15 protein-coding genes are annotated in these 21,345 nt (G+C 69.2%); 12 read left to right on the forward strand and 3 right to left on the reverse strand.

Annotated features, from left to right (window positions below; genetic code table 11):
• Window positions 1-2: 2 nt before the first annotated feature.
• The gene (locus tag QQX02_RS12065) at window positions 3-2,258 is read left to right on the forward strand and encodes a RelA/SpoT family protein (RefSeq protein WP_436968515.1); all 2,256 of its coding nucleotides are present in this window, start codon (window positions 3-5) and stop codon (window positions 2,256-2,258) included.
• On the opposite strand, the gene QQX02_RS12070 is transcribed toward QQX02_RS12065, so the two are convergent.
• The 3 genes from QQX02_RS12070 to QQX02_RS12080 all read right to left on the reverse strand — a co-directional run bounded on the left by QQX02_RS12070 (window position 2,230) and on the right by QQX02_RS12080 (window position 4,952).
• On the reverse strand, window positions 2,230-2,649 hold the full coding sequence (locus QQX02_RS12070) for a hypothetical protein (RefSeq protein WP_301143381.1): 420 nt from the start codon (window positions 2,647-2,649) through the stop codon (window positions 2,230-2,232). The two genes, QQX02_RS12065 and QQX02_RS12070, sit on opposite strands and share 29 nt — an antisense overlap.
• A 96-nt stretch (window positions 2,650-2,745) precedes the next feature.
• Entirely contained in the window at window positions 2,746-4,107 is a 1,362-nt protein-coding gene (locus QQX02_RS12075) for a DUF349 domain-containing protein (protein ID WP_301143382.1), read from the reverse strand.
• Entirely contained in the window at window positions 4,104-4,952 is an 849-nt protein-coding gene (locus QQX02_RS12080; RefSeq protein ID WP_301143384.1) for a peptidylprolyl isomerase, read from the reverse strand. Before QQX02_RS12080 ends, QQX02_RS12075 begins: the two co-directional genes overlap by 4 nt.
• A 108-nt stretch (window positions 4,953-5,060) precedes the next feature.
• Here QQX02_RS12080 and hisS point away from each other — a divergent pair, with 108 nt between their 5' ends.
• The 11 genes from hisS to QQX02_RS12135 all read left to right on the forward strand — a co-directional run bounded on the left by hisS (window position 5,061) and on the right by QQX02_RS12135 (window position 21,327).
• Window positions 5,061-6,395, forward strand: coding sequence for a histidine--tRNA ligase (hisS, locus tag QQX02_RS12085; protein ID WP_301143386.1), 1,335 nt, complete (start codon window positions 5,061-5,063; stop codon window positions 6,393-6,395).
• Window positions 6,396-6,647: 252 nt separating this feature from the next.
• Window positions 6,648-8,438, forward strand: coding sequence for an aspartate--tRNA ligase (aspS, locus tag QQX02_RS12090; protein WP_301143387.1), 1,791 nt, complete (start codon window positions 6,648-6,650; stop codon window positions 8,436-8,438).
• Between the two features lie 271 nt (window positions 8,439-8,709).
• Entirely contained in the window at window positions 8,710-9,714 is a 1,005-nt protein-coding gene (locus QQX02_RS12095; protein WP_301143388.1) for a CHAP domain-containing protein, read from the forward strand.
• A gap of 279 nt (window positions 9,715-9,993) precedes the next feature.
• The gene (locus tag QQX02_RS12100; protein ID WP_301143390.1) at window positions 9,994-12,081 is read left to right on the forward strand and encodes a bifunctional diguanylate cyclase/phosphodiesterase; all 2,088 of its coding nucleotides are present in this window, start codon (window positions 9,994-9,996) and stop codon (window positions 12,079-12,081) included.
• A 16-nt stretch (window positions 12,082-12,097) separates the two neighbouring features.
• Window positions 12,098-13,444: a replication-associated recombination protein A gene (locus QQX02_RS12105; RefSeq protein ID WP_301143392.1), complete on the forward strand. Its 1,347-nt coding sequence runs from the start codon at window positions 12,098-12,100 to the stop codon at window positions 13,442-13,444.
• A gap of 172 nt (window positions 13,445-13,616) precedes the next feature.
• A complete protein-coding gene (gene rpsD, locus QQX02_RS12110) occupies window positions 13,617-14,243 on the forward strand; it encodes a 30S ribosomal protein S4 (protein ID WP_301143393.1) in 627 nt (208 codons plus the stop codon).
• 153 nt (window positions 14,244-14,396) lie between these two features.
• The gene (alaS, locus tag QQX02_RS12115) at window positions 14,397-17,078 is read left to right on the forward strand and encodes an alanine--tRNA ligase (RefSeq protein WP_301143394.1); all 2,682 of its coding nucleotides are present in this window, start codon (window positions 14,397-14,399) and stop codon (window positions 17,076-17,078) included.
• 13 nt (window positions 17,079-17,091) lie between these two features.
• Window positions 17,092-17,559, forward strand: a complete 468-nt coding sequence (ruvX, locus tag QQX02_RS12120) for a Holliday junction resolvase RuvX (protein ID WP_301143396.1) — start codon at window positions 17,092-17,094, stop codon at window positions 17,557-17,559.
• Window positions 17,552-18,703, forward strand: a complete 1,152-nt coding sequence (gene mltG / locus QQX02_RS12125; protein WP_301143397.1) for an endolytic transglycosylase MltG — start codon at window positions 17,552-17,554, stop codon at window positions 18,701-18,703. The genes ruvX and mltG overlap by 8 nt, the downstream gene beginning before the upstream one ends.
• Window positions 18,690-19,562 carry a shikimate dehydrogenase gene (locus QQX02_RS12130; RefSeq protein ID WP_301143398.1) on the forward strand — a complete coding sequence of 291 codons (873 nt, stop codon included), beginning with the start codon at window positions 18,690-18,692 and terminating at the stop codon, window positions 19,560-19,562. The genes mltG and QQX02_RS12130 overlap by 14 nt, the downstream gene beginning before the upstream one ends.
• Before the next feature lie 97 nt (window positions 19,563-19,659).
• Complete coding sequence (locus QQX02_RS12135; RefSeq protein ID WP_301143749.1) at window positions 19,660-21,327, forward strand: GspE/PulE family protein; 1,668 nt, start codon at window positions 19,660-19,662, stop codon at window positions 21,325-21,327.
• The last annotated feature ends 18 nt before the right edge of the window (window positions 21,328-21,345 follow it).

Genomic DNA, 21,345 nt, shown 5'->3' on the forward strand with positions numbered 1-21,345 from the left:
GAGTGACTGACATCCGGCACTCCTCGCCGCCCACGGGCCCGCTCGCGTTCCTGCGCCGGCCGGCGAAGGAGCCGACCGCGATCGACGGCGTGCTCGACACGTACCGCCGCATGTACCCGCGCGCGAAGACGGGCATGATCGAGCGCGCGTACCGGATCGCGGACGAGGCTCACGAGGGTCAGCAGCGCAAGAGCGGCGAGCCATACATCATCCACCCCATCGCCGTCGCGCAGATCATCGCGGACATGGGGCTGCCGGACACGGTGATCGCCGCCGCCCTCCTCCACGACGTCGTCGAGGACACGGAGCACCCGCTGGACCGCATCCGTGAGGAGTTCGGGGACGAGGTCGCGACGTTCGTCGACGGGGTGACCAAGCTCGACAAGGTCTCGTACGGCGACGCCTCTCAGGCCGAGACGGTGCGCAAGATGGTTGTGGCGATGGCCAAGGACATCCGCGTGCTGCTGCTCAAGCTCGCCGATCGCCTCCACAACGCCCGCACCTGGAAGCACGTCTCACCCGAGAGCGCACGTCGCAAGGCTCAGGAGACGCTCGAGATCTACGCGCCGCTGGCGCACCGCATGGGGCTCAACGCCATCAAGTGGGAGCTCGAGGACCTGTCGTTCAAGACGCTGTATCCCAAGATCTATCAGGAGATCGTCGACGTCGTCGCGGAGCGCGCCCCCGAGCGCGAGCGCTACCTGGCGGAGATCAGGGCCGAGATCGAGACCGAGCTCAAGAACATGAAGATCAGGGGCGTGATCACCGGCCGCCCCAAGCACTACTACTCGGTGTATCAGAAGATGATCGTCCGAGGTCGCGACCTCAACGAGATCTACGACCTCGTGGGCATGCGGATCCTGGTGGACTCCGTCCGAGACTGCTACGCAGTGCTGGGGGCGATGCACGCGCGCTACCAGCCGGTGCCGGGCCGCTTCAAGGACTACATCGCGATGCCCAAGTTCAACCTCTACCAGTCGTTGCACACCACGGTCATCGGGCCCAGCGGCAAGCCGGTCGAGCTGCAGATTCGCACTCACGAGATGCACCGTCGGGCGGAGTACGGCCTCGCGTCCCACTGGCGGTACAAGGAGCGCGGCGGCGGCTCGAGCGGCAGCGGGGGCAGCGGCGACATGGGCTGGCTGCGGCAGATCGCGGACTGGCAGCAGGAGACCGCGGATCCGACCGAGTTCCTCGACGCGCTGCGCGGCGAGATCTCGCGTGCCGAGGTGTACGTGTTCACGCCGCGCGGCAAGCTGCTCGCGCTGCCTCAGGGCGCCACTCCCGTGGACTTTGCGTACGCGGTGCACACCGAGGTGGGGCACAAGACCATCGGCGCCAAGGTCAACGGCCGGCTCGTGCCGCTCGACTCGACCCTCGACAACGGCGACACGGTGGACGTGCTCACCACGTCGGACGAGAACGCGCACCCCAAGCGAGACTGGCTCGACTTCGTGCAGTCCACGCGGGCGCGCAACAAGATCCGGCAGTGGTTCACGCGCGAGCGTCGCGAGGAGTCGATCGAGACGGGCCGCGACATGCTGGCTCGCGCGATCCGTCGCCAGCACCTGCCGATGCAGCGCCTCATGTCCAAGTCCACGCTGCTGGCGCTCGCCAAGGAGATGCACTACGACGATGTGGACTCGCTCTATGCGTCCATCGGTGAGCACAAGGAGCAGGCGGGCGACGTGGTCGCGCGCATGGTGGCCGCGGTGGGCGGTGCCGAGGGCGCGGACGAGGATGTCACGGAGATCACCCGTCCGGGCACCGGCGCCGCACGCGCGCGCCGCGGCGACCCGGGAATCTCGGTCCACGGCCTCACCGATGTGGTGGTCAAGCTGGCCAAGTGCTGCACGCCGGTGCCGGGCGACCCCATTCGGGGCTTCGTCACCCGCGGCAACGGCGTCAGCGTGCACCGGGCCGACTGCCAGAACCTCAGCGCTCTCGAGAGCGAGCAGGAGCGGTTCATCGACGTCCAGTGGACTGGGCAGTCGGACGCCACGTTCATGGTGCAGATCGAGGTCGAGGCGTTGGACCGCAACCGGCTGCTGAGCGACGTCGTGAGGGTGCTGTCGGACTACCACGTCAACATCCTCGGTGCGAATGTCTCGACGAATCAGGACCGGGTCGCGCTCAATACGTTCACCTTCGAGATGGCGGACCCGTCGCACCTGGGTGCCGTCATCGCCGCTGTGCGCAAGATCGATGGCGTCTACGACGCTCGCCGGCTCACCGGCGCCAAGCGCCGCCCGTACTGACTGCCTCGGAGGCGCCCGTCGCGGGAGCCCACCGCCGCGCATCGGCCGTCGCGGTGGCGACGTCGGCGACGGGGGAGTGGGGAGCGGTGATCCCGACGCCGTGGAACGCCACTGGCAGCGGTGCGCTCCACGAGCGGACGTGGCGACCGACCGGACACCGGATGTCGATGACGGCGGGCCTCGCGCCGACCCCGTGAGCCCACAGCGCGGCGGCGCCGGTCGCCTGGCAGCCGGTGGGCACGGCGTCCGCGAGCACACGCCGACGGATGGCCGGGGTGTCCGGGATGTCGAGCGGCAGCGCCACTCCAGGGAGCAAGGGCGTGATCACGCGGTCACGCACGAGGCGGCCGTACGCGAGGCGACCGATGTCGGTGCGTCTCACGATCCACATGCGCCGCAGTGTCGCACGGCCGGACACCCCGTGGTCGGGGGTCCGGCCGTGCTGTGGACAGCGGTGATGGTCAGGCCGTCGCCCGACCGTCGTGAACTACTTGACGACGCCCTCGATCTGCTCGAGCCACGACCGACGGGCGGCGAGCGCCTCCTCGGCCTCCTTGATGCGGCGCTTGTCGCCCTTCGACTCCGCCTTGGCGAGGTCGTCCTCGAGTCCGGCGATCGCCGCCTGCAGCTGCGCGGCAGCGCCGGAGGCCCGCCTCTCGATCTCAGGGTTGCGCTGGTGCCAGCGCGCGTCCTCGGCGTCGCGCACGGCCTTCTCGACCGCGCCCATGCGCTTGTTGAGGCGGGCCACGTCGCCGCGAGGAACCATTCCTGCGTCCTCGAAACGGTCCTGAGCGACGCGCAGCGCCTGCTTCGCCGCGTTCAGGTCCTTGATCGGAAGGATGCCCTCGGCCTCGGCGACAGCGGCCTCCTTGGCGGCCACGTTGTCGGCGAGGGCCTCGTCCTCGGCGTTCGAGGCAGCCCGGCGTGACTCGAAGAAGGCGTCCTGGGCGGTCTGGAATCGCTTCCACAGTGCGTCGTCGACGCTGCGGCGTCCGCGGCCAGAGCGCTTCCACTCCGCCATGAGGTCGCGGAACTCGCGGGCGGTGCGATCCCAGTCGGTGGACTCGGCGAGCGTCTCGGCCCGTGCGGCCAGCTCCTCCTTGCGGGAGGCGACGTCCGAGTTCGCACGGTCCAGCTCGGCGAAGTGATGCTTGCGAGCCTTCTCGAACGACGATCGCGCGGTGGTGAACCGCTTCCACATGGCCTTCTCGGCATCCTTAGGGATGCGAGCATTGCCGCGCTGGGACGCCTTCCACTCGTCGAGCAGCGAGCGCAGCTCGGCGGTGTCGTCCTTCCAGTGGACCTGGGCCTCCGGCTTGTCGGCGATCCACTCGGCGCGCGCGACGATGCGCTCACGATCGGCGAGCGCCTCCTCGCGTGCGACGCGGCGTTCCTCCTGGACGCGCTCCCGGATCGCCTCAGCCTCGCCCGAGACGACCTCGAGCCTCGCGCGGAGCGCGGGGAGGTCGCCCACCGCTTCGGGCGCGACGAGAGACTCGCGCAGACCGATGAGGGTCTCGTCGATGTCCTTGGGTGACAGGCCCGCTGATGCGAGCCGAGCGTGGAAGCGCTCGATCGAAGCCTTGAGCTCGACATACGCCTTCACGTAGGGCTTGAGGGGGTCCTCGCCCGTCGCTGGCCCCACGACCCTGGTGTCGTCGCCGTCCTTGACCGAGACCTCACCGTCCGCCACGGTCCCGAACGAGGCGGCGGCTGCCAGCTCCTCTTCGGTGACGTCGCTCGCCACCGGCACCTTCACCGGGTGGGTCGCGTGCGCGGCCACGACGGCAGGGCTCGGCCCCACCGGAGGGCGGGGCTTGGGCCGGGGAGTGGGCTTGGGGGTGGTCATGACAGGGACACCTCGTTCACGATGACGGACTGTGCCGGGCGCCCGTCGGGCTCGCCTGTGATCGTTCCGGCACTGGCAACGCCCTCCACAATACTCAGACCCTCGACCACCTGCCCGAACACGGTGTACCCGCCGGCGGCGTCAGAGGGGATGGTGGAGTCCTGGTAGACCACGAAGAACTGACTTCCCATCGACTCGCCGTCGCCGCCGATGCGGGCCATGGCGAGCGTGCCTGCGGGGTAGACGTCATCCTCGGGGGCGTTCTCGATGGGACCGTAGCGGTAGCTCGGTCCGCCGGTGCCGGTTCCCAGGGGGTCTCCGCATTGCAGCACGTAGATGCCCGCCGTGGTGAGCCGGTGGCATTCGGTCTGGTCGAAGAAGCCCTCCCCCGACAGTGCGATGAAGCTCGCCACCGCCTGGGGGGCTGCGGCGCCATCGAGTTCGATCACGATGTCGCCCACGCTGGTGCTCATGCTCGCGGTCCACGTGCGTCCCTCTGCCAGAGAAGGATCAGGTGCCTCGCCCGAGCTCGCCCAGCCGAGCTCGTCGGAGGTGGGCTCGGCGCCAGGGGTCGATGCGGACGGCTCGGACGTGGTGTCCTCAGCGGAGGGCGCCGCGCTCGGCGTGGCGGCCTCGATGGCCTCGTCGTCCGAGCCGAGAAGGGTGAGGAGCACCCACACCACGATCGCGACGGCCGCCACCGCTGCGGTGACGATCGCGCCGATGCGCCAGCGGCGGCGGCTCTGCTGACGCGCCTGGTCGTGCTCGGCATGCTTGCGCTCGAGCGCCTCGCGGCGGCGCTTCTCGTACTCGCGAGCGGCGTTCCTTGAACGCTGGTGCGACATGGCGACTCCTCCACGGCGGTGCGGGACGCGGCGCGGCCCTCGGCGCCCCAGTCTAGGAGTCGCGACGAGCGGCACATACCAGCGCTGGCGGGGTGGAACAATGGGGCCATGGCACGCGTGAGACCCCTGTCCGGATTCCCCGAGTGGACGCCCGCTGAGCGCGTCGTCGAGGCGCAGCTGATCGAGTCGCTGCGCGAGACGTTCCGCCTCCACGGCTTTGCGGAGATCGAGACGCGCGCGGTCGAGCCGCTGGACCGCCTGGCGGGCAAGTCCGATGCCGCCAAGGAGATCTACACGCTCGGCCGGCTGGGCGCCGAACCGGACGCGGAGTCCAAGGTGGGACTGCACTTCGACCTGACCGTGCCGTTCGCCCGCTATGTCGAGGAGTTCCAGCACGCCCTCGCCTTCCCGTTCAAACGGTTCCAGATACAGAAGGTGTGGCGCGGAGAGCGCCCGCAGGAGGGCCGCTACCGCGAGTTCTATCAGGCCGACATCGACGTGGTGGGGCGTGACACTCTGCCCGCCCATCTCGAGGTGGAGGTCGCCGTCGTGATGGCTCGCGCTCTCGCCGCCCTGCCCGTTCCCGCCGCGACCATGCGCGTCAACAACCGCCGGCTGGTCGAGGGCTTCTACCGGGGCGTGGGCATCGACGACGTCGCGGGCGCGCTGCGCAGCGTCGACAAGCTCGACAAGATCGGCCCGGACGGCGTACGCGTCGAGCTCACCGGCAAGGGCGTGAGCGCCAGCGCGGCCGATGCGGTCCTCGAGCTCGCGCGCATCAGCGCGCCGGACGCGGGATTCGTGGCGGCGGTCGAGGACCTGTGGGCGACAACTCCCACCATCGACGACGTCGCCGAACCGCAGGCCGAGCTGCGCGAGGGGCTGGCTCAGCTCGTGGCGTTGGTCGAAGGAGTGAACGCCGCGGTGCCGGACACCGCAGTCGCCGATCTCCGCATCGCGCGGGGGCTCGACTACTACACGGGCTCGGTGTACGAGACGTTCCTGGCGGGCCACGAGGACCTGGGTTCCATCTGCTCGGGCGGCCGCTACGACTCGCTGGTCGCGGGCGGCGGGTTCCCGGGTGTCGGCATGTCCATCGGCGTGAGCCGCCTCGTGAGCCGCGTGATCGGCGCGAACCTCGCGCGGGCGTCGCGTGCGGTGCCGTCGGCGGTGCTGGTCGCCGTGACGGACGAGTCGACGCGCCCCGCCTCGAACGCGATCGCCGACGCTCTGCGTGCGCGAGGCATCGCGACCGAGGTCGCGCCCGCCGCGGCGAAGTTCGGCAAGCAGATCCAGTACGCCGACAGGCGCGGCATCCCGTTCGTGTGGTTCGCGGATTCCGGCGAGGTCAAGGACATCCGCTCGGGTGATCAGGTCGCGGCTGACCCGGCGAGCTGGGAGCCCCCCGCCGAGGACGCCCGCCCGCGCATCGTGACGTCCTAAGCCCCCGCATCGGCCGCCTGCACCCGTCCTGTCCGGCACTCACTGTCGCCTAGACGAGGTGGCGGCACCCTGTCCGGCACTGGTGTCCACGCGGTGCCGGACGGGAGGTCGAAACATGCTGCAGCCGACAATGAGTGCCGGACAGCGAGGGGGAGCGGGCGCATCGAGCCTCCGCCGCCGCGCCGCTAGACTCGAACCCACGCTTCCTGCCGTCAACCCCTCGCGCACGCCGCGCGCCAGAAAGGCTCAACTGTGCTTCGCACCCATCTCGCTGGAAACCTCCGGGCCTCCGACGCCGGAACGACCGTCACACTCGCCGGGTGGGTGGGCCGTCGCCGCGATCACGGGGGAGTGGCATTCATCGACCTGCGCGACGCGTCCGGCTTCGCCCAGGTGGTGATCCGCGAGGAGGTCGCGCACAGCCTGCGCAACGAGTACGTCATCCAGGTCACCGGGGAGGTGCGCGAGCGGCCCGAGGGCTCCGCCAACGCCAACCTGCCGTCGGGTGAGATCGAGGTGGTCGTCAGCGACGTCACCATTCTCAACGAATCGGCCCCGCTGCCGATGCCGGTCGACGAGCATGTGACCGTCGGCGAAGAGGCCCGCCTCAAGCACCGCTACATCGACCTGCGCCGCCCGCAGCCGCGGGCCAACATGGTGCTGCGCTCGAAGGCCAACCAGGCGGCTCGCCGCGTGCTCGACCGCCACGACTTCCTCGAGATCGAGACGCCCACGCTGACGCGCTCGACCCCCGAGGGTGCACGTGACTTCCTGGTGCCTGCTCGGCTCGCACCCGGCTCCTGGTACGCCCTGCCGCAGTCGCCTCAGCTGTTCAAGCAGCTGCTCATGGTGGCCGGCATGGAGCGCTACTACCAGATCGCCCGCTGCTACCGCGATGAGGACTTCCGCGCGGACCGGCAGCCGGAGTTCACGCAGCTCGACATCGAGATGAGCTTCGTCGACCAGGACGACGTCATCGCGCTGGGCGAGGAGATCGTTCGCGAGTTGTGGGCACTGGCCGGTCACGAGATCTCGACGCCCATTCCGCGCATCACCTTCGCCGATGCGATGGCACGGTTCGGCTCCGACAAGCCGGACCTGCGGTTCGGGCTCGAGCTGACCGAACTCACCGAGTACTTCAAGGACACCCCGTTCCGGGTCTTCCAGAACGACTACGTAGGCGCCGTCGTCATGCCCGGCGGAGCCGACCAGCCCCGCCGCACGCTCGACGCGTGGCAGGACTGGGCCAAGCAGCGTGGCGCGCGTGGCCTCGCGTACGTGCTGATCGGCGCGGACGGCGAGCTAACCGGCCCCGTCGCCAAGAACCTCTCCGACGCCGAGCGCGCGGGCCTGGCCGCGGCCGTGGGCGCAGAGCCCGGCGACTGCGTGTTCTTCGCCGCGGGCAAGCCCGGCCCCTCGCGAGCACTGCTGGGTGCCGCGCGGCTCGAGATCGGCCACCGCGTGGGGCTCATCGACGAGGACCGCTTCGAGTTCGTGTGGGTCGTGGACGCGCCGCTGTTCAAGGCGGTCGGCGACGACGAGACCGATGACGACGTCGCTGTGGGCTCCGGTGCGTGGACCGCGGTCCACCACGCCTTCACGTCGCCCAAGCCGGAGTTCCTCGACACCTTCGACACCGACCCCGGCGAGGCGCTCGCCTACGCCTACGACATCGTGTGCAACGGTAACGAGATCGGCGGCGGGTCCATTCGTATCCACCGCCAGGACGTGCAGGAGCGGGTCTTCACGGTGATGGGGATCGGCGAGGAGGAGGCCCAGGAGAAGTTCGGGTTCCTGCTCGAGGCGTTCTCGTTCGGCGCGCCGCCTCACGGCGGCATCGCGTTCGGCTGGGACCGTGTGGTCGCGCTGCTGGCGGGCGCGGACTCGATCCGCGATGTCATCGCCTTCCCCAAGTCCGGCGGCGGCTATGACCCGCTCACCGCGGCGCCTGCGCCCATCACGCCGGAGCAGCGCGCCGAGGCCGGAGTGGACTTCGTGGCGGAGACCGGTGACGAGTCGGTGGCCGAGGAGGCCGTTCGCTAGGACGGTCGCGGCGGCGCGCGGGAGGACCGCGCGTGCCGCGTGCAGAGGGCTCCGTCGTGCGCGATATCTCACTCGGCGAGCTTCTCTGAGTGTTTCTGAGGAAGACGTTGTGTCCGGTTTGTTAGCCTGCGATGGCAGGGTGCCGAGTCGCGGATGCTTCACCGTCGGTGGCAGAGCGTGGCAAGGCGCCAACGATGAGCTGCAAGCGATCCCCGGGAGAGACACCATGACGACCACCACTCAAGGCCAAGTCCGAAGGCGTGGCTCTGCGATGGCGGTTGCGGTCGCTGTCGCGTTGACGGCCGTGTGGCCGACCGCGGCCAGCGCCGCGGCTGCGGACTCCGCCGCGACCACATCGGTGGCGAGCACTGAGGCTGCCTCCATGGTTCCGTCCGGCATCGATGCCGGCTTCGACGACTACGTCTGGGTCAGTTCGACGAAGGTCGACTTCCGAGCGGGCGCTTCACCCTCGTCGTCAGTCCGCGCCACCGCCCACCAGGACTCGCGCATCCTCGCCACCGGCCAGCAGAAGGGCGGATGGCGAGAGTTCAAGGTGAGGGGCGTCTACGGTTGGGCGCCTGCCAGCCACTTCACCCATCGCAAGCCTGCGTGGGATCCGATCTGGGTGACTGTCACCTCGAGAACGCTCCATCTGCGCTTCTTCCCGGGCGTCTCGAGCACGGTCGAGACCACCGCCTACAAGGGTGACCGAGGCATGTTCACGGGTGTGGAGCGTGGCGGCTGGTGGGAGCTCAAGATCAACGGCCAGTACTCGTGGACCCCCGCGCAGTACGTGTCGGTGGGCGGCTTCTACTCCCCGAGCAAGGCGATTGAAGTGGGAAAGTCGCAGGTGGGCTACCGGGAGCCGTCGTGGCGGAACAACAAGTACAACGACTGGATCAACGGCAACGAGGCGTGGTGCAGCGTCTTCGTGTCGTGGGTCTACGGGCACTCCGGCTACGCCGCGGGAGTGCCGAAGCGTAAGCACTTCGACGACTACTTCGCCGATCTGCGCCGCGCCGGCGTCCTCGACTACAGCCCTCAGACGAGCGAGCTGCGGAAGGGCGACGTCGTGCTGATGGACTGGGGCCGCAGCGGGGGACCGTCGCACACCGGGATCGTGGATCGCGTCTCCGGCGACACGCTCTGGCTGGTCGAGGGCAACACCACCGATGGCACCGGCAACAGTGAGCGCGGCGTCTTCTACCGGCAGCGAGGGATCGTGAGCGTCTACGCGTGGTACCGCCCCTCGGACTACGCGCTGGCGACTCACTAGGGCTTCGGATCCCGCGCCCCGCGCGGGACGGGTGGCTCGCCCGGCGGGGCGGACGGGATCGGCGCCGCTGGTCGCGAGTGCGGTGTGTCACACGGCGCGGTCGCGCGCGCTCACTGAGCGGAGATCCGTGACCGGCGAGGGATATCATCGAGACCCTTGAGTGTCTCGGAAGGGGTGCCTCGTTCACGTCACCGTCGATCTGCCAATGGGGTGCCACGGCCTCCGCCGTGCGGTCGCGCCCGGGCCCCGCGCGTCCATCGCTTCCTGGCCCGTGACCCCATGACCAGCGCAACCGTCTCCGAGCGGGACGACCGCGACGACGACGAGTCCGCAAGCGGCCCGCGGGTCGCGAGCCCCGTCAGTGAGACGCCCCGGAACGTCCTCGCAGGTGTGACGACCAGTGCCGACGAGCGACTTCGCCTCGAGACCTGTGCGCGCGAGCGCATTCGCGTCCCCGGGGCCATTCAGTCGTACGGCGCACTGCTGAGCGTCGACCTGGCGACCTTCACGGTGCTGCAGGCGTCGGAGAACGCCATCGACGTCCTCGGTGTCGACACTGACGCGCTCATCGGCGCCCGTGTGGCCGACCTCGCAGGGCAGGATGTCGTGGAGCGTTGTCTGGCGATCGTGCAGCACCGGGGTCTCGCCGCCAACCCCGTCGCAGCGCAGATCGATGGGCGACGCTTCGACGTGATCATCCACGAGGCCGACGGGGTGGGCATCGTAGAGTTCGAGCCCGAACTCGCCGGTGAGTATTCGGCCGCGACCGTGCACGCCGCGATCCACCGGTTGAGCGCCGCGGCGACGGTGCCCGAGATCTACGCGCAGACCGCCATCGAGCTCCGTCACCTGACGGGGTATGACCGCGTGGTGGTCTACAGATTCCACCCGGACGGGCATGGGGAGGTCGTCGCGGAGGACCTGGAGGACGGCATGGAGCCGTATCTGGGTCTGCACTTCCCAGCGTCGGACATTCCCGCTCAGGCCCGCCAGCTGTACGTCTCCAAGCTCACTCGCGCGATCGTGCTCGACGACGCGCCGCCAGCACCACTGGCGCCAGCCCTCAACCCGCTGACCGGCCAGCCGCTCGACCTCGGTCATGCGGAACTGCGCAGCGTGTCGCCTGACCACGTGCAATTCATGAGGAACATGGGCCAGGTATCGACCATCTCGCTGTCCCTGGTGCACGGTGATGCGCTCATCGGCATGATCACCTGTGCTCACCGGACGACCCGGCGCCTCCCGTACCTGCTGCGGGAGGGATTTGCCGTGCTCGCCCGTCAGGTGTCCATGCAGCTGGGCACGGCGGCAGAGATCGAGCGGCTGACCCGCATCGACGCGGTCCGCACGGTCCGCGCCAGCCTCGCTCGCCAGGTGAAGTCGAGCGACGACCTGAGCTCCGCGTTGATCGAAGGCGAGTTCACGCTGCTCGACCTGATCCCCGCGGACGGCGCCACGCTGCATGTCGACGGGGCCTCGACCTCGATCGGAGAGGCGCCCGCTGCCATGATCGGGCCTGAGCTCCTCGCTGAGCTCACTGGAGCGGAGGCGGCGACGGTGGTATCGGACGCGGTGAGCGTCGACTACCCGCGGCTGCACTCGCTCATGCCTGACATCGCCGGAGTGCTGGTGGTGCCCTTCGGCGCTGATGGCGACTACCTGGCGTGGTTCAGAAAGGAGACGGTGGCGACCGTCCGATGGTTGGGGGACCAGTCGTCGGCGAACCGCGTCACGCCGCTGACTCCGCGCACCTCCTTCGCCGCGTGGAGTGAGAGCGTCGCGGGCAAGTCGACGCCGTGGGACCGGCTGGCCCTCCTGGAGGCGTCTGAGATCCGCCACGATCTCAACGCCGCACTCCTGCGAGCCGCCGAATCTGCCCTTGCGCGCGTCGCACTCCACGATCCTCTGACCGGGCTTCCGAACCGCCGTCTTCTTGGGGACCGCCTGGAACAGGCGATGTCCACCCTGGAGCGGGACGCCCCGGTGGCGCTGCTCTTCGCCGACCTGGACAGCTTCAAGCAGATCAACGACTCGGAGGGCCACGGGGCCGGCGACGCGGTGATCATCGCGGCAGCGGGCATCATCCGCGAGACGATCCGCAGCCAGGACACGGTGGCGCGCATCGGCGGGGATGAGTTCGTGGTCGTCTGCGAAGGTGCCGGCCGCGTCGAGGCCGAAGCCGCGGCCCAGCGCATCGTCGAGGCCTTCACCGCGCCGTTGGTGGTCCAGGGCTCGCAGTACCAGGTGGGCGTGTCGATCGGCATCGCGATCGCGGCACCCGGGCAGGAGCCGGACGACCTCCTGCGCGCGGCCGATGCGGCGATGTATCGCGCCAAAGAGGGTGGCAGAGGTCGGGCCTCCTACTAGTCCGTACGCTGATGGCATGGACCTCTTCGAATCGACTGAGCGCACCGGCACGGGCGTTCCCGAGGCGGGGCCGAACGCACCCCTCGCGGTGCGGATGCGCCCCCGCACGCTCGACGAGGTCGTGGGCCAGTCTCACCTGCTGACGGACGGCGCTCCGCTGCGGCGGCTGGTGCAGGAGGGATCGTCCGCCACCTCGGTGATTCTGTGGGGTCCGCCTGGCACGGGCAAGACGACCCTCGCGTACCTCGTCGCGGGCAACCGGCCATTCGTCGAGCTGTCGGCGGTCACGGCGGGCATCAAGGACGTGCGCGCGGTGATCGATGCGTCGCGACGTCGAGTGACCACGGGCGAGCGCGAGACCGTGCTGTTCATCGACGAGATCCATCGCTTCACGCGCACCCAGCAGGACGCGCTGCTGCCGGCCGTCGAGAACCGGTGGGTCACGCTCATCGGCGCCACGACCGAGAACCCGAGCTTCTCCGTGGTGGGGCCGCTGCTGTCCCGGTCGCTGCTGCTGACGCTGCAGCCCCTCACGAGCGACGACCTCGGCGCGCTGCTCGACCGCGCGGTCGCCGACGAGCGCGGGCTGGGAGGCCGGGTCGCCTTGGCCCCCGAGGCGCGTGCCCACATGCTGCGGGTGGCAGGGGCCGATGCGCGCAAGGCTCTGACTCTTCTCGAAGCGGTGGCCGATGCGGCCATGAGTGCCGGGGGAGACCCACCCACCATCTCGGGCGAGCTGACCGAGCGGGCGATGGATTCGGCGCTCGTCGCGTACGACAAGTCGGGCGACCAGCACTACGACGTGATCAGCGCCTTCATCAAGTCGGTGCGCGGCTCGGACGTCGACGCGTCGCTGCACTATCTGGCGCGCATGATCGTGGCGGGGGAGGACCCGCGATTCCTCGCGCGACGGCTGGTGATCCTCGCCTCGGAGGATGTCGGACTCGCGGACCCCCAGGCGCTCGTGCTCGCGCAGGCCGCCGCGGACGCCGTGAGCTTCATCGGCATGCCGGAGGGACGCATCCCCCTGGCCGAGGCGACGGCATACCTGGCGACGGCGCCCAAGTCGAACCGGGCGTACGCGGCCATCAACGCCGCGATCGCGGATGTGAAGGCGGGCAAGGCTGGTGTGGTGCCGACCCACCTCAGGGACGCGCACTACTCCGGGGCGGAGCGGCTCGGCCACGGCACGAGCTACGAGTACTCGCACGACGCTCCTGGCGGCGTCGCCGCGCAGGAGTACCTGCCCGATTCGCTCCAGGGCGCGCGCTACTACCGACCCACCGAGTTCGGCTTCGAACGCACGCTGTCGGAGCGCCTCACCCGCATTCGCGAGATGCTCGGGCGCGGCACCGGTGCATGACGGCGCGCGTGACACCCGCATCGGCCGCACTACCGCGCTGGCTCGCGTGCTCTGTTAGTATTGGTGAGCCCTCGCGGACGGTTGGCTGCTGTCTCCGCGACCACACAAACGTATGGCAGACGAACACGCCTCGGCGCGTTCAACACCGGCTCCAGACTCCAAAGGATCTATTTTGACTTCAGTTCAGCGCGCGCGCCGCCAGGTGCGCCTGTCCCGCGCCTTGGGTCTCGCATTGACCCCCAAGGCCGTCAAGCACTTCGAGAAGCGCCCCTACCCTCCGGGCGAGCACGGCCGCACCGCGCGCCGCAAGGAGAGCGACTACGCCGTTCGTCTGCGCGAGAAGCAGCGTCTGCGCGCTCAGTACGGTCTCCGCGAGAAGCAGATGACGCGCGTCTTCGAAGAGGCTCGCAAGGAGCCGGGTCTGACCGGTGAGGCTTTCGTCGAGCTGCTCGAGATGCGTCTCGACGCTCTCGTGCTCCGCTCCGGATTCGCCCGCACCATCCTGCAGGCGCGCCAGTCGGTGCTGCACCGTCACATCATGGTCGACGGCAAGATCGTCGACCGCCCGTCGTTCCGCGTGAAGCCGGGCCAGACCATCCAGGTCAAGCCCAAGGCCGTCACGATGGAGCCCTACATGGCCGCCGCCGCCGGCGCACACCGCGATGTGCTGCCGGAGCTGCCCGACTACCTCGAGGTCAAGCTCGAGAAGCTGTCGGCTCAGCTGGTTCGCCGTCCCAAGCGCGCCGAGGTCCCCGTGACCTGCGAAGTGCAGCTGGTCGTCGAGTTCTACGCGCGTTAATTCGCACTAGGCTCATGCGAGCCGAATGACAACGGCCGCCGGCCCCTGGCACTCGCCAGGGCCCGGCGGCGTTGTCGTATCAGTAGCGGCGGCCGATGCGCCGCTCACCCCGCCTGCACAGCAGGCGGGCGAACGCAGGACATGGAGGACAGCATGCGCACCGCTGACATTCGCCAGCGCTGGATCGACTTCTTCGAGTCGAAGGGCCACCACATCGCCCCCAGCGCATCGCTCGTCTCTCCTGACCCCAGCCTGCTGTTCACCGTCGCAGGCATGGTCCCGTTCATCCCGTACATCATCGGGAGCCAGACCTCCGCCCACCCACGCGTTGCGTCTGTCCAGAAGTGCATCCGCACCAAGGACATCGAAGAGGTGGGCAAGACCACCCGCCACGGCACGTTCTTCCAGATGCTGGGCAACTTCTCGTTCGGCGACTACTTCAAGCAGGGCGCGATCGAGATGGCCTGGGAGCTGCTCACCGGCTCAGAGGACGAGGGCCGGTACGGCTTCGACCCCGAGACCCTGTGGGTCACCATCTGGGAGCAGGACGACGAGGCTGAGGCCGCGCTGCTCGAGGTGGGACTCCCCGCCGAGCGCATCGTCAAGCTTCCCCGCGAGGAGATCTTCTGGGACACCGGCCAGCCCGGGCCTGCCGGACCGTGCGCCGAGTGGCACGTGGACCGCGGCCCCGAGTTCGGCCCCGACTATGACCCTGCGTCAGGCGCGGCGGGCTGGACCGACGAGATCGGCGACCGTTACCTCGAGATCTGGAACCTGGTCTTCGACCAGTTCCTGCGTGGCCCCGGCTCCGGCAAGGACTACCCGCTGATCCGCGAGCTGGACCAGAAGGCGATCGACACCGGCGCCGGCCTGGAGCGCATCGCGTTCCTCAAGCAGGGCGTGTCGAACATGTACGAGATCGATGAGGTGTTCCCCGTCATCGAGAAGGCCCAGGAGCTGTCCGGCCGCCAGTACAAGGCGAACGGCGAGGACGACGTCCGCATGCGCGTCATCGCCGACCACGTGCGCTCGGCCATGATGCTGATGCACGACGGCGTGGTGCCCGGCAACGAGGGCCGTGGCTACGTGCTTCGCCGCCTGCTGCGCCGCACCGTGCGGGCGATGCGTCTGCTGGGCGTCGAGGACCCGTCGCTGACCATCCTGATGGACACGTCCTACCGCGCCATGAGCGCCTCGTACCCCGAGCTCTCCGGCTCGATCGACCGCATCACGGGCATCGCGGGCTCCGAGGAGGAGTCGTTCCGCCGCACCCTCACGCAGGGCACCACGATGCTGGACACCGCGGTGGCGAAGGCGAAGACCGCCGGCACCTCCGCGCTCTCCGGCAAGGACGCGTTCCAGCTCCACGACACCTACGGATTCCCCATCGACCTCACCCTCGAGATGGCGGCCGAGCAGGGCGTGAGCGTCGATGAGGCCGGCTTCCGCTCGCTCATGGCCGAGCAGCGCGACCGTGCGCGGGCCGATGCGAAGGCCAAGAAGGGCGGGCACGCGGACGTCAGCGTCTACCAGGCGGTGGGCGCCCAGACCCCCACGACGTTCCGTGGCTATGATGAGCTCGCGCTCGTGAGCACCGTGGTCTCGGTGATCAAGGACGGCGTCTCCGTGCCGGTCGCGACCACGGGGGACACGGTCGAGGTCATCCTCGCGCAGACCCCGTTCTACCCGGAGTCGGGCGGCCAGGACGCCGACACCGGCGAGATCCGCGGCGCCAACGCGACCCTCACTGTGATCGACGTGCAGAAGCCCGTCGCCGATGTCATCGTGCACACCGTCACGGTCGACGAGGGCGAGATCGCCGTCGGGGACCAGGTCTCTGCCGAGGTCGACCCTGTCAACCGTCGCCTCGCCTCCAAGGCTCACTCCGCGACGCATCTGATCCATGCGGCGCTCCACGAGGTGCTGGGCAACGAAGCGACTCAGGCGGGCTCGTACAACAAGCCCGGCTACATGCGCCTGGACTTCGCGTGGCGTCAGGGCATCTCGCACAGCGCCCGCGAAGAGATCGAGGGCATCGCCAACCGCGCCATCCGCGAGGAGCTGCCCGTCGGCACGCAGGTGATGAGCCTGGACGAGGCGCGCAGCCTGGGCGCCATGGCGCTGTTCGGCGAGAAGTACGGCGACCGCGTGCGCGTGGTCGAGATCGGAGGTCCGTTCTCGCGCGAACTGTGCGCGGGCACCCACGTCGACAACTCGGCGCAGATCGGCCTGCTCAGCGTGACGTCCGAGGGCTCGGTCGGATCGGGCGCTCGCCGCATCGAGGCCCTGGTGGGCGCGGACGCGTTCCAGAACCTCGCGGCCGAGCGGTCGATCGTCAGCGAGCTGAGCACCACGCTCAAGGCGCGCCCCGAGGAGCTCACCGACCGCATCGGCGCACTGCTGACGCGCCTGAGCGACGCCGAGAAGCAGCTGTCGCAGTACCGCCAGCAGGCGATGCAGCAGGTGGCGGCGCAGCTGGTGGGCACCGCGGACGACGTCGCGGGAATCCGCCTCGTGGCGCACGAGTCCACGACGGCGGCGGACGGGGATGACCTCCGCACGCTGGTGACGGATGTGCGCGCGCGACTGGGCGAGTCCGAGCCCACCGTCGTCGCCGCATCGGCCGCCATCAACGGCCGGCCGCAGATCGTGATCGCGACCAACCAGGCAGCCCGCGACGCCGGCGTGCGCGCCGGCGACCTCGTCAAGGCCGCATCGGCCGCGCTGGGAGGCGGGGGCGGGGGCAAGCCGGACCTCGCCCAGGGCGGCGGCCAGGATGCGTCCAAGATTCCCGATGCTCTCGTCGCGGTGCGCGACGCGGTGGCCTCCCGCTAGGTTCGGCGAGCTCGTGGACAGGGGAGTGCGGCTCGGCGTCGACGTGGGCACGGTCCGCATCGGCATCGCGGCATCGGACCCGGACGGGCTGATGGCCTTCCCCGTCACCACGGTGACCAGGGGCGATGGCGACGTCGACCAGGTGGCGGCGATCGTGGATGAGCGCGCGGTCGCCCGCGTCTACGTGGGGCTGCCCCGCAAGCTCTCGGGCAAGGACGGCGCAAGCGCGGCGTTCGCCCACGAGTTCGCCGCCGCCCTGGCGGAACGCTGCGACGCGGTGGTTCGTTTGGTGGACGAGCGGTTCTCGACCGCGACAGCGCAGCACGCCATGCGTCAAGCGGGCAGGAACTCGCGTCAGCAGCGTCAGGTCGTCGACCAGGCGGCCGCCGTCGTGATCCTGGAGAGCGCGTTGGATATCGAACGACAGGGGAACCTCGATAGGGTGACCTACGAGCCGGACCCTAAGGGGAATGATGACTGACCTCTTCCACGCCCAGACCGAGACGACGACCACGTCGCTCGACATGCGGCGACTGCAGCGACAGAAGCGACGCCAGACGCGTCAGAAGTGGACCCTCGTGGTGTCCGCGGTCGCGCTCGTCGTGCTCGCGATCGGCGGATCGATCGCGTACAACTTCCTGGGCAGCTTCGAGAGCGAGTCCACCGAGATCGCCGACTACGAGGGTGCCGGCCAGGGCGTGGTGCAGGTGGTCGTCGAACAGGGCGACACAGGCGCGGACATCGCGCAGACGCTGTTCGAGTCAGGCGTGGTCGCTTCCCCCGAGTCCTTCATCCGCGAGGCGAACGCCAGCGCGGACGCCGGCAGAATCACGCCCGGCTACTACTTCCTGCAGCGCGAGATGAAGGCCGAGTTCGCGCTCCTGGCGCTGCTGGACCCGGGAAACAAGAACGAGCTCACCATCACCATCCCCGAGGGCCGCACCGTCGATTCGTACTTCGAGGCCATCGCCAACCTCACGGACTACTCCAAGTCCGACATCGAGGCGGTCGCCGAGGACACCGACGCACTGGGGCTGCCCGAGGAGGCCGACGGCATCCTCGAGGGCTGGCTGTTCCCCGCGACCTACACGTTCACGCCCGACGCTCAGCCGGCGGACATCCTCGCCGAGATGATCGAGGCGACGGTCAACGTGCTCGAGCGCAACGGCGTGGAGCAGGACCGCTGGATGGAGGTCATGACGGTGGCCTCGATCATCGAGCGCGAGGCGCGCCTCGAGGAGGACCGTCCCATGGTGGGTGGCGTCATCTACAACCGCCTGGACATCGACATGCGGCTCGAGATGGACTCGACGGTGAAGTACATCAGCCCGTCGGAGGGCGTGTTCACGTCGTCCGAGGAGCGCGCGATCGACGATCCTTACAACACGTACATGTACACGGGCCTGCCGCCGTCGCCCATCGCCGCACCGGGTGAGGCGGCCATCAAGGCGGCCGCTGACCCGGCCCAGCACGACTTCCTGTTCTTCGTGACGGTCAACACCGATACGGGCGAGACCCGGTATGCGGAGACGTTCGACGAGCACCAGGACAACGTGGCGCTCCTCCAGGAGTGGGCGCAGGCCAAGGCGGCCGAGGCCGAGGACGCAGAGGGTGCCACCGACTAGCGTCGGCAGCGGTGCGATCCGCCGCGCCGGCGTGCTCGGTCATCCGATCGAGCACTCGCTGTCGCCGCTGCTGCATCGCGCCGCGTACGAGGCACTCGGCCTGGACTGGGAGTACGACGCCCACGACGTGACCGAGGAGCAGCTCCCGGCGTTCATCAGCGCGCTCGACGGGCGGTGGAGCGGGCTGTCGTTGACGATGCCGCTCAAGATCGCGGCCACGCAGCTGGTCGACTTCGTGGAGCCCATGGCCAAGCTGGTCGGCGCCATCAACACCGTGCTGGTGCAGCCCGTCGCCGATGGTCGGCAGCTCGTGGGGGCCAACACCGACGTGCACGGCATCGTCGCCGCGCTGCGTGAGGGCGGTGTCGAGCGGGCCGATGCGGGAGTCGTCGTGGGCGGGGGAGCGACGGCGACGTCGGCGCTGGCGGCGCTGGGACGCATCGGCGTCACCCGGCCCATCGTCGTGGTGCGGTCCCGGGCCCGAGCCGGCGCGCTGATGCGCGCCGCCACCAAGATGGGGGTCGAGCCCCGGTTCGTCTCCTTCGAGGATGCCCCGTCCTACCTTGAGCGGGCAGTCGCCGTGGTGTCCACGGTTCCGGCCGATGCGGGGGAGGGCTTGGCGCATGCGCTCGCCGAGGCGGGGCGCCCGCTGCATGACGGGGCCGTGCTGCTCGACGCGGTGTACTCGCCTCTGGACACCCCGCTGGGTATCGCGTGGGAGCAGGCGGGTGGAACGTTCGTGCGCGGCACCCGGATGCTGCTTCACCAGGCAGGGGAGCAGGTGCGACTCATGACCGGCCGGGAGGCGCCGCTCGACGCCATGGGCTCCGCGTTGGATGGGGCCGTTCACCGCGGTTGACGGACCCCGAGTGAGATGTACAACACGGTGATGCTCTCAAGCCCGTGCCGATGTTAGTTTGCGCACAGCGCGCAAGCATCGAGGGGTGAGGGATTCAGTGAAGCAGCTTGGATCGATCCTGCTCGAAGATGGCGTCCTGACTGAGGAACAGTTGCTGGACGCGATCGACGAGCAGCAGGCGCGCGGCCAGTCCCTGGGCCGCACGCTGGTGGAACTTGGCATGATCTCCGAGGGCCAGCTGGTGCGCGCGCTCGCCAGCCAGGTGGGCATGGAGTTCGTGGAGCTCGGCGAGTACCCCGTGGATCACGCGGCCGTGGCGATGGTGCCGGCCGCCGTCTGCCGGCGACACAACGCCCTCCCGATCGCCATCGTCGACGGGCTGCTGCGCGTCGCGATGTCCAATCCCGGCAATGTGGTGGCGGTCGACGACTTCCGCACGATCACCGGCATGGCCGTCACTCCTGTGGTCGCTGCCCACGACGACGTCACGGGCGCGATCGACCGGTACTGCCGGTCGGATGCCGAGCTCGAGGACCTGCAGGAGGAGCTGTCCGAGAACGAGGTCAACCTCGACGAGGACATGCTCGCGGGATCCGCCTCCGAGGACGACGCCCCGATCGTCCGGTTCGTGAACCTGCTCATCAGCCAGGCGGTGCAGGACCGCGCCTCTGACATCCACATCGAGCCCACCGAGAAGGACCTGCGCGTGCGGTACCGGATCGACGGCGTGCTCCACGAGATGCAGCACGCGTCGAAGGCCATCGCGAACGGCGTGACGAGCCGTCTCAAGATCATGTCCGACATCGACATCGCCGAGCGCCGCAAGCCTCAGGACGGTCGGCTGTCCGTGAACCACCAGGGCCGCAAGATCGACCTGCGCGTCGCGACCCTGCCCACCGTGTGGGGCGAGAAGGTCGTCATGCGTATCCTCGACAACTCGACGGCGACGCTGGACCTCGAGGACCTGGGCATCCGCGAGAAGAACTACGAGGCCTACGCGCGCACCTTCACCAAGCCCTACGGGATGATCCTGGTGACCGGACCCACGGGTTCGGGAAAGTCCACCACGCTGTACGCGACGCTGAACCAGATCACCCGTCCCGAGATCAACGTCATCACGGTCGAGGACCCGGTCGAGTACCGCATCCCGGGGATCAATCAGGTACAGGTGAACCCCAAGGCCGGGCTCACGTTCGCCTCTGCGCTGCGCTCGATCCTGCGTGCCGACCCCGACGTGGTCCTGGTGGGAGAGATCCGCGACCACGAGACCGCGCAGATCGCCATCGAGGCGGCGCTCACGGGTCACCTCGTGCTGTCGACCCTGCACACCAACGACGCGCCCTCCGCGCTCACGCGGCTCATCGAGATGGATATCGAGCCGTTCCTCGTGGGCTCGGCGATCGACTGCGTCGTGGCCCAGCGGCTTGCGCGCCGGCTGTGCCACAACTGCGCGGTCGAGTACCAGATGGACGAGGCCGAGATTCCGACGAGCGTCGAGTGGGTTCCTGGCACTCCGGCGCCGGTCGTGTACCGACCCGAGGGCTGCCAGCGCTGCTCGAACACGGGGTACCGCGGTCGAGTCGCCCTGCACGAGGTGATGGTGGTCGACGAGGACATCGAGCGGCTCGCAGTCGCGCGGGCATCGTCCGCCGAGATCACCCGCATGGCGCGCTCCCACGGCATGGAGAGCCTGCTGATGGACGGATGGGCGAAGGTGCTCGAGGGCACCACGTCGGTGGAGGAGCTGCTGCGTGTCGTCAAGTAGTCCTGGTCGTCACAGTGA

The organism is Demequina muriae, assembly GCF_030418295.1.
Lineage (GTDB): Bacteria > Actinomycetota > Actinomycetes > Actinomycetales > Demequinaceae > Demequina > Demequina muriae.

What these genes read in the sequence shown, in the direction of transcription:
- QQX02_RS12070 (WP_301143381.1), bottom strand. Translation starts at nt 2,649, where the DNA reads ATGTGGATCGTGAGACGCACCGACATCGGTCGCCTCGCGTACGGCCGC.
- QQX02_RS12075 (WP_301143382.1), bottom strand. Translation starts at nt 4,107, where the DNA reads ATGACCACCCCCAAGCCCACTCCCCGGCCCAAGCCCCGCCCTCCGGTG.
- QQX02_RS12080 (WP_301143384.1), bottom strand. Translation starts at nt 4,952, where the DNA reads ATGTCGCACCAGCGTTCAAGGAACGCCGCTCGCGAGTACGAGAAGCGC.
- hisS (WP_301143386.1), top strand. Translation starts at nt 5,061, where the DNA reads ATGGCACGCGTGAGACCCCTGTCCGGATTCCCCGAGTGGACGCCCGCT.
- QQX02_RS12095 (WP_301143388.1), top strand. Translation starts at nt 8,710, where the DNA reads ATGGCGGTTGCGGTCGCTGTCGCGTTGACGGCCGTGTGGCCGACCGCG.
- QQX02_RS12100 (WP_301143390.1), top strand. Translation starts at nt 9,994, where the DNA reads ATGACCAGCGCAACCGTCTCCGAGCGGGACGACCGCGACGACGACGAG.
- QQX02_RS12105 (WP_301143392.1), top strand. Translation starts at nt 12,098, where the DNA reads ATGGACCTCTTCGAATCGACTGAGCGCACCGGCACGGGCGTTCCCGAG.
- alaS (WP_301143394.1), top strand. Translation starts at nt 14,397, where the DNA reads ATGCGCACCGCTGACATTCGCCAGCGCTGGATCGACTTCTTCGAGTCG.
- mltG (WP_301143397.1), top strand. Translation starts at nt 17,552, where the DNA reads ATGACTGACCTCTTCCACGCCCAGACCGAGACGACGACCACGTCGCTC.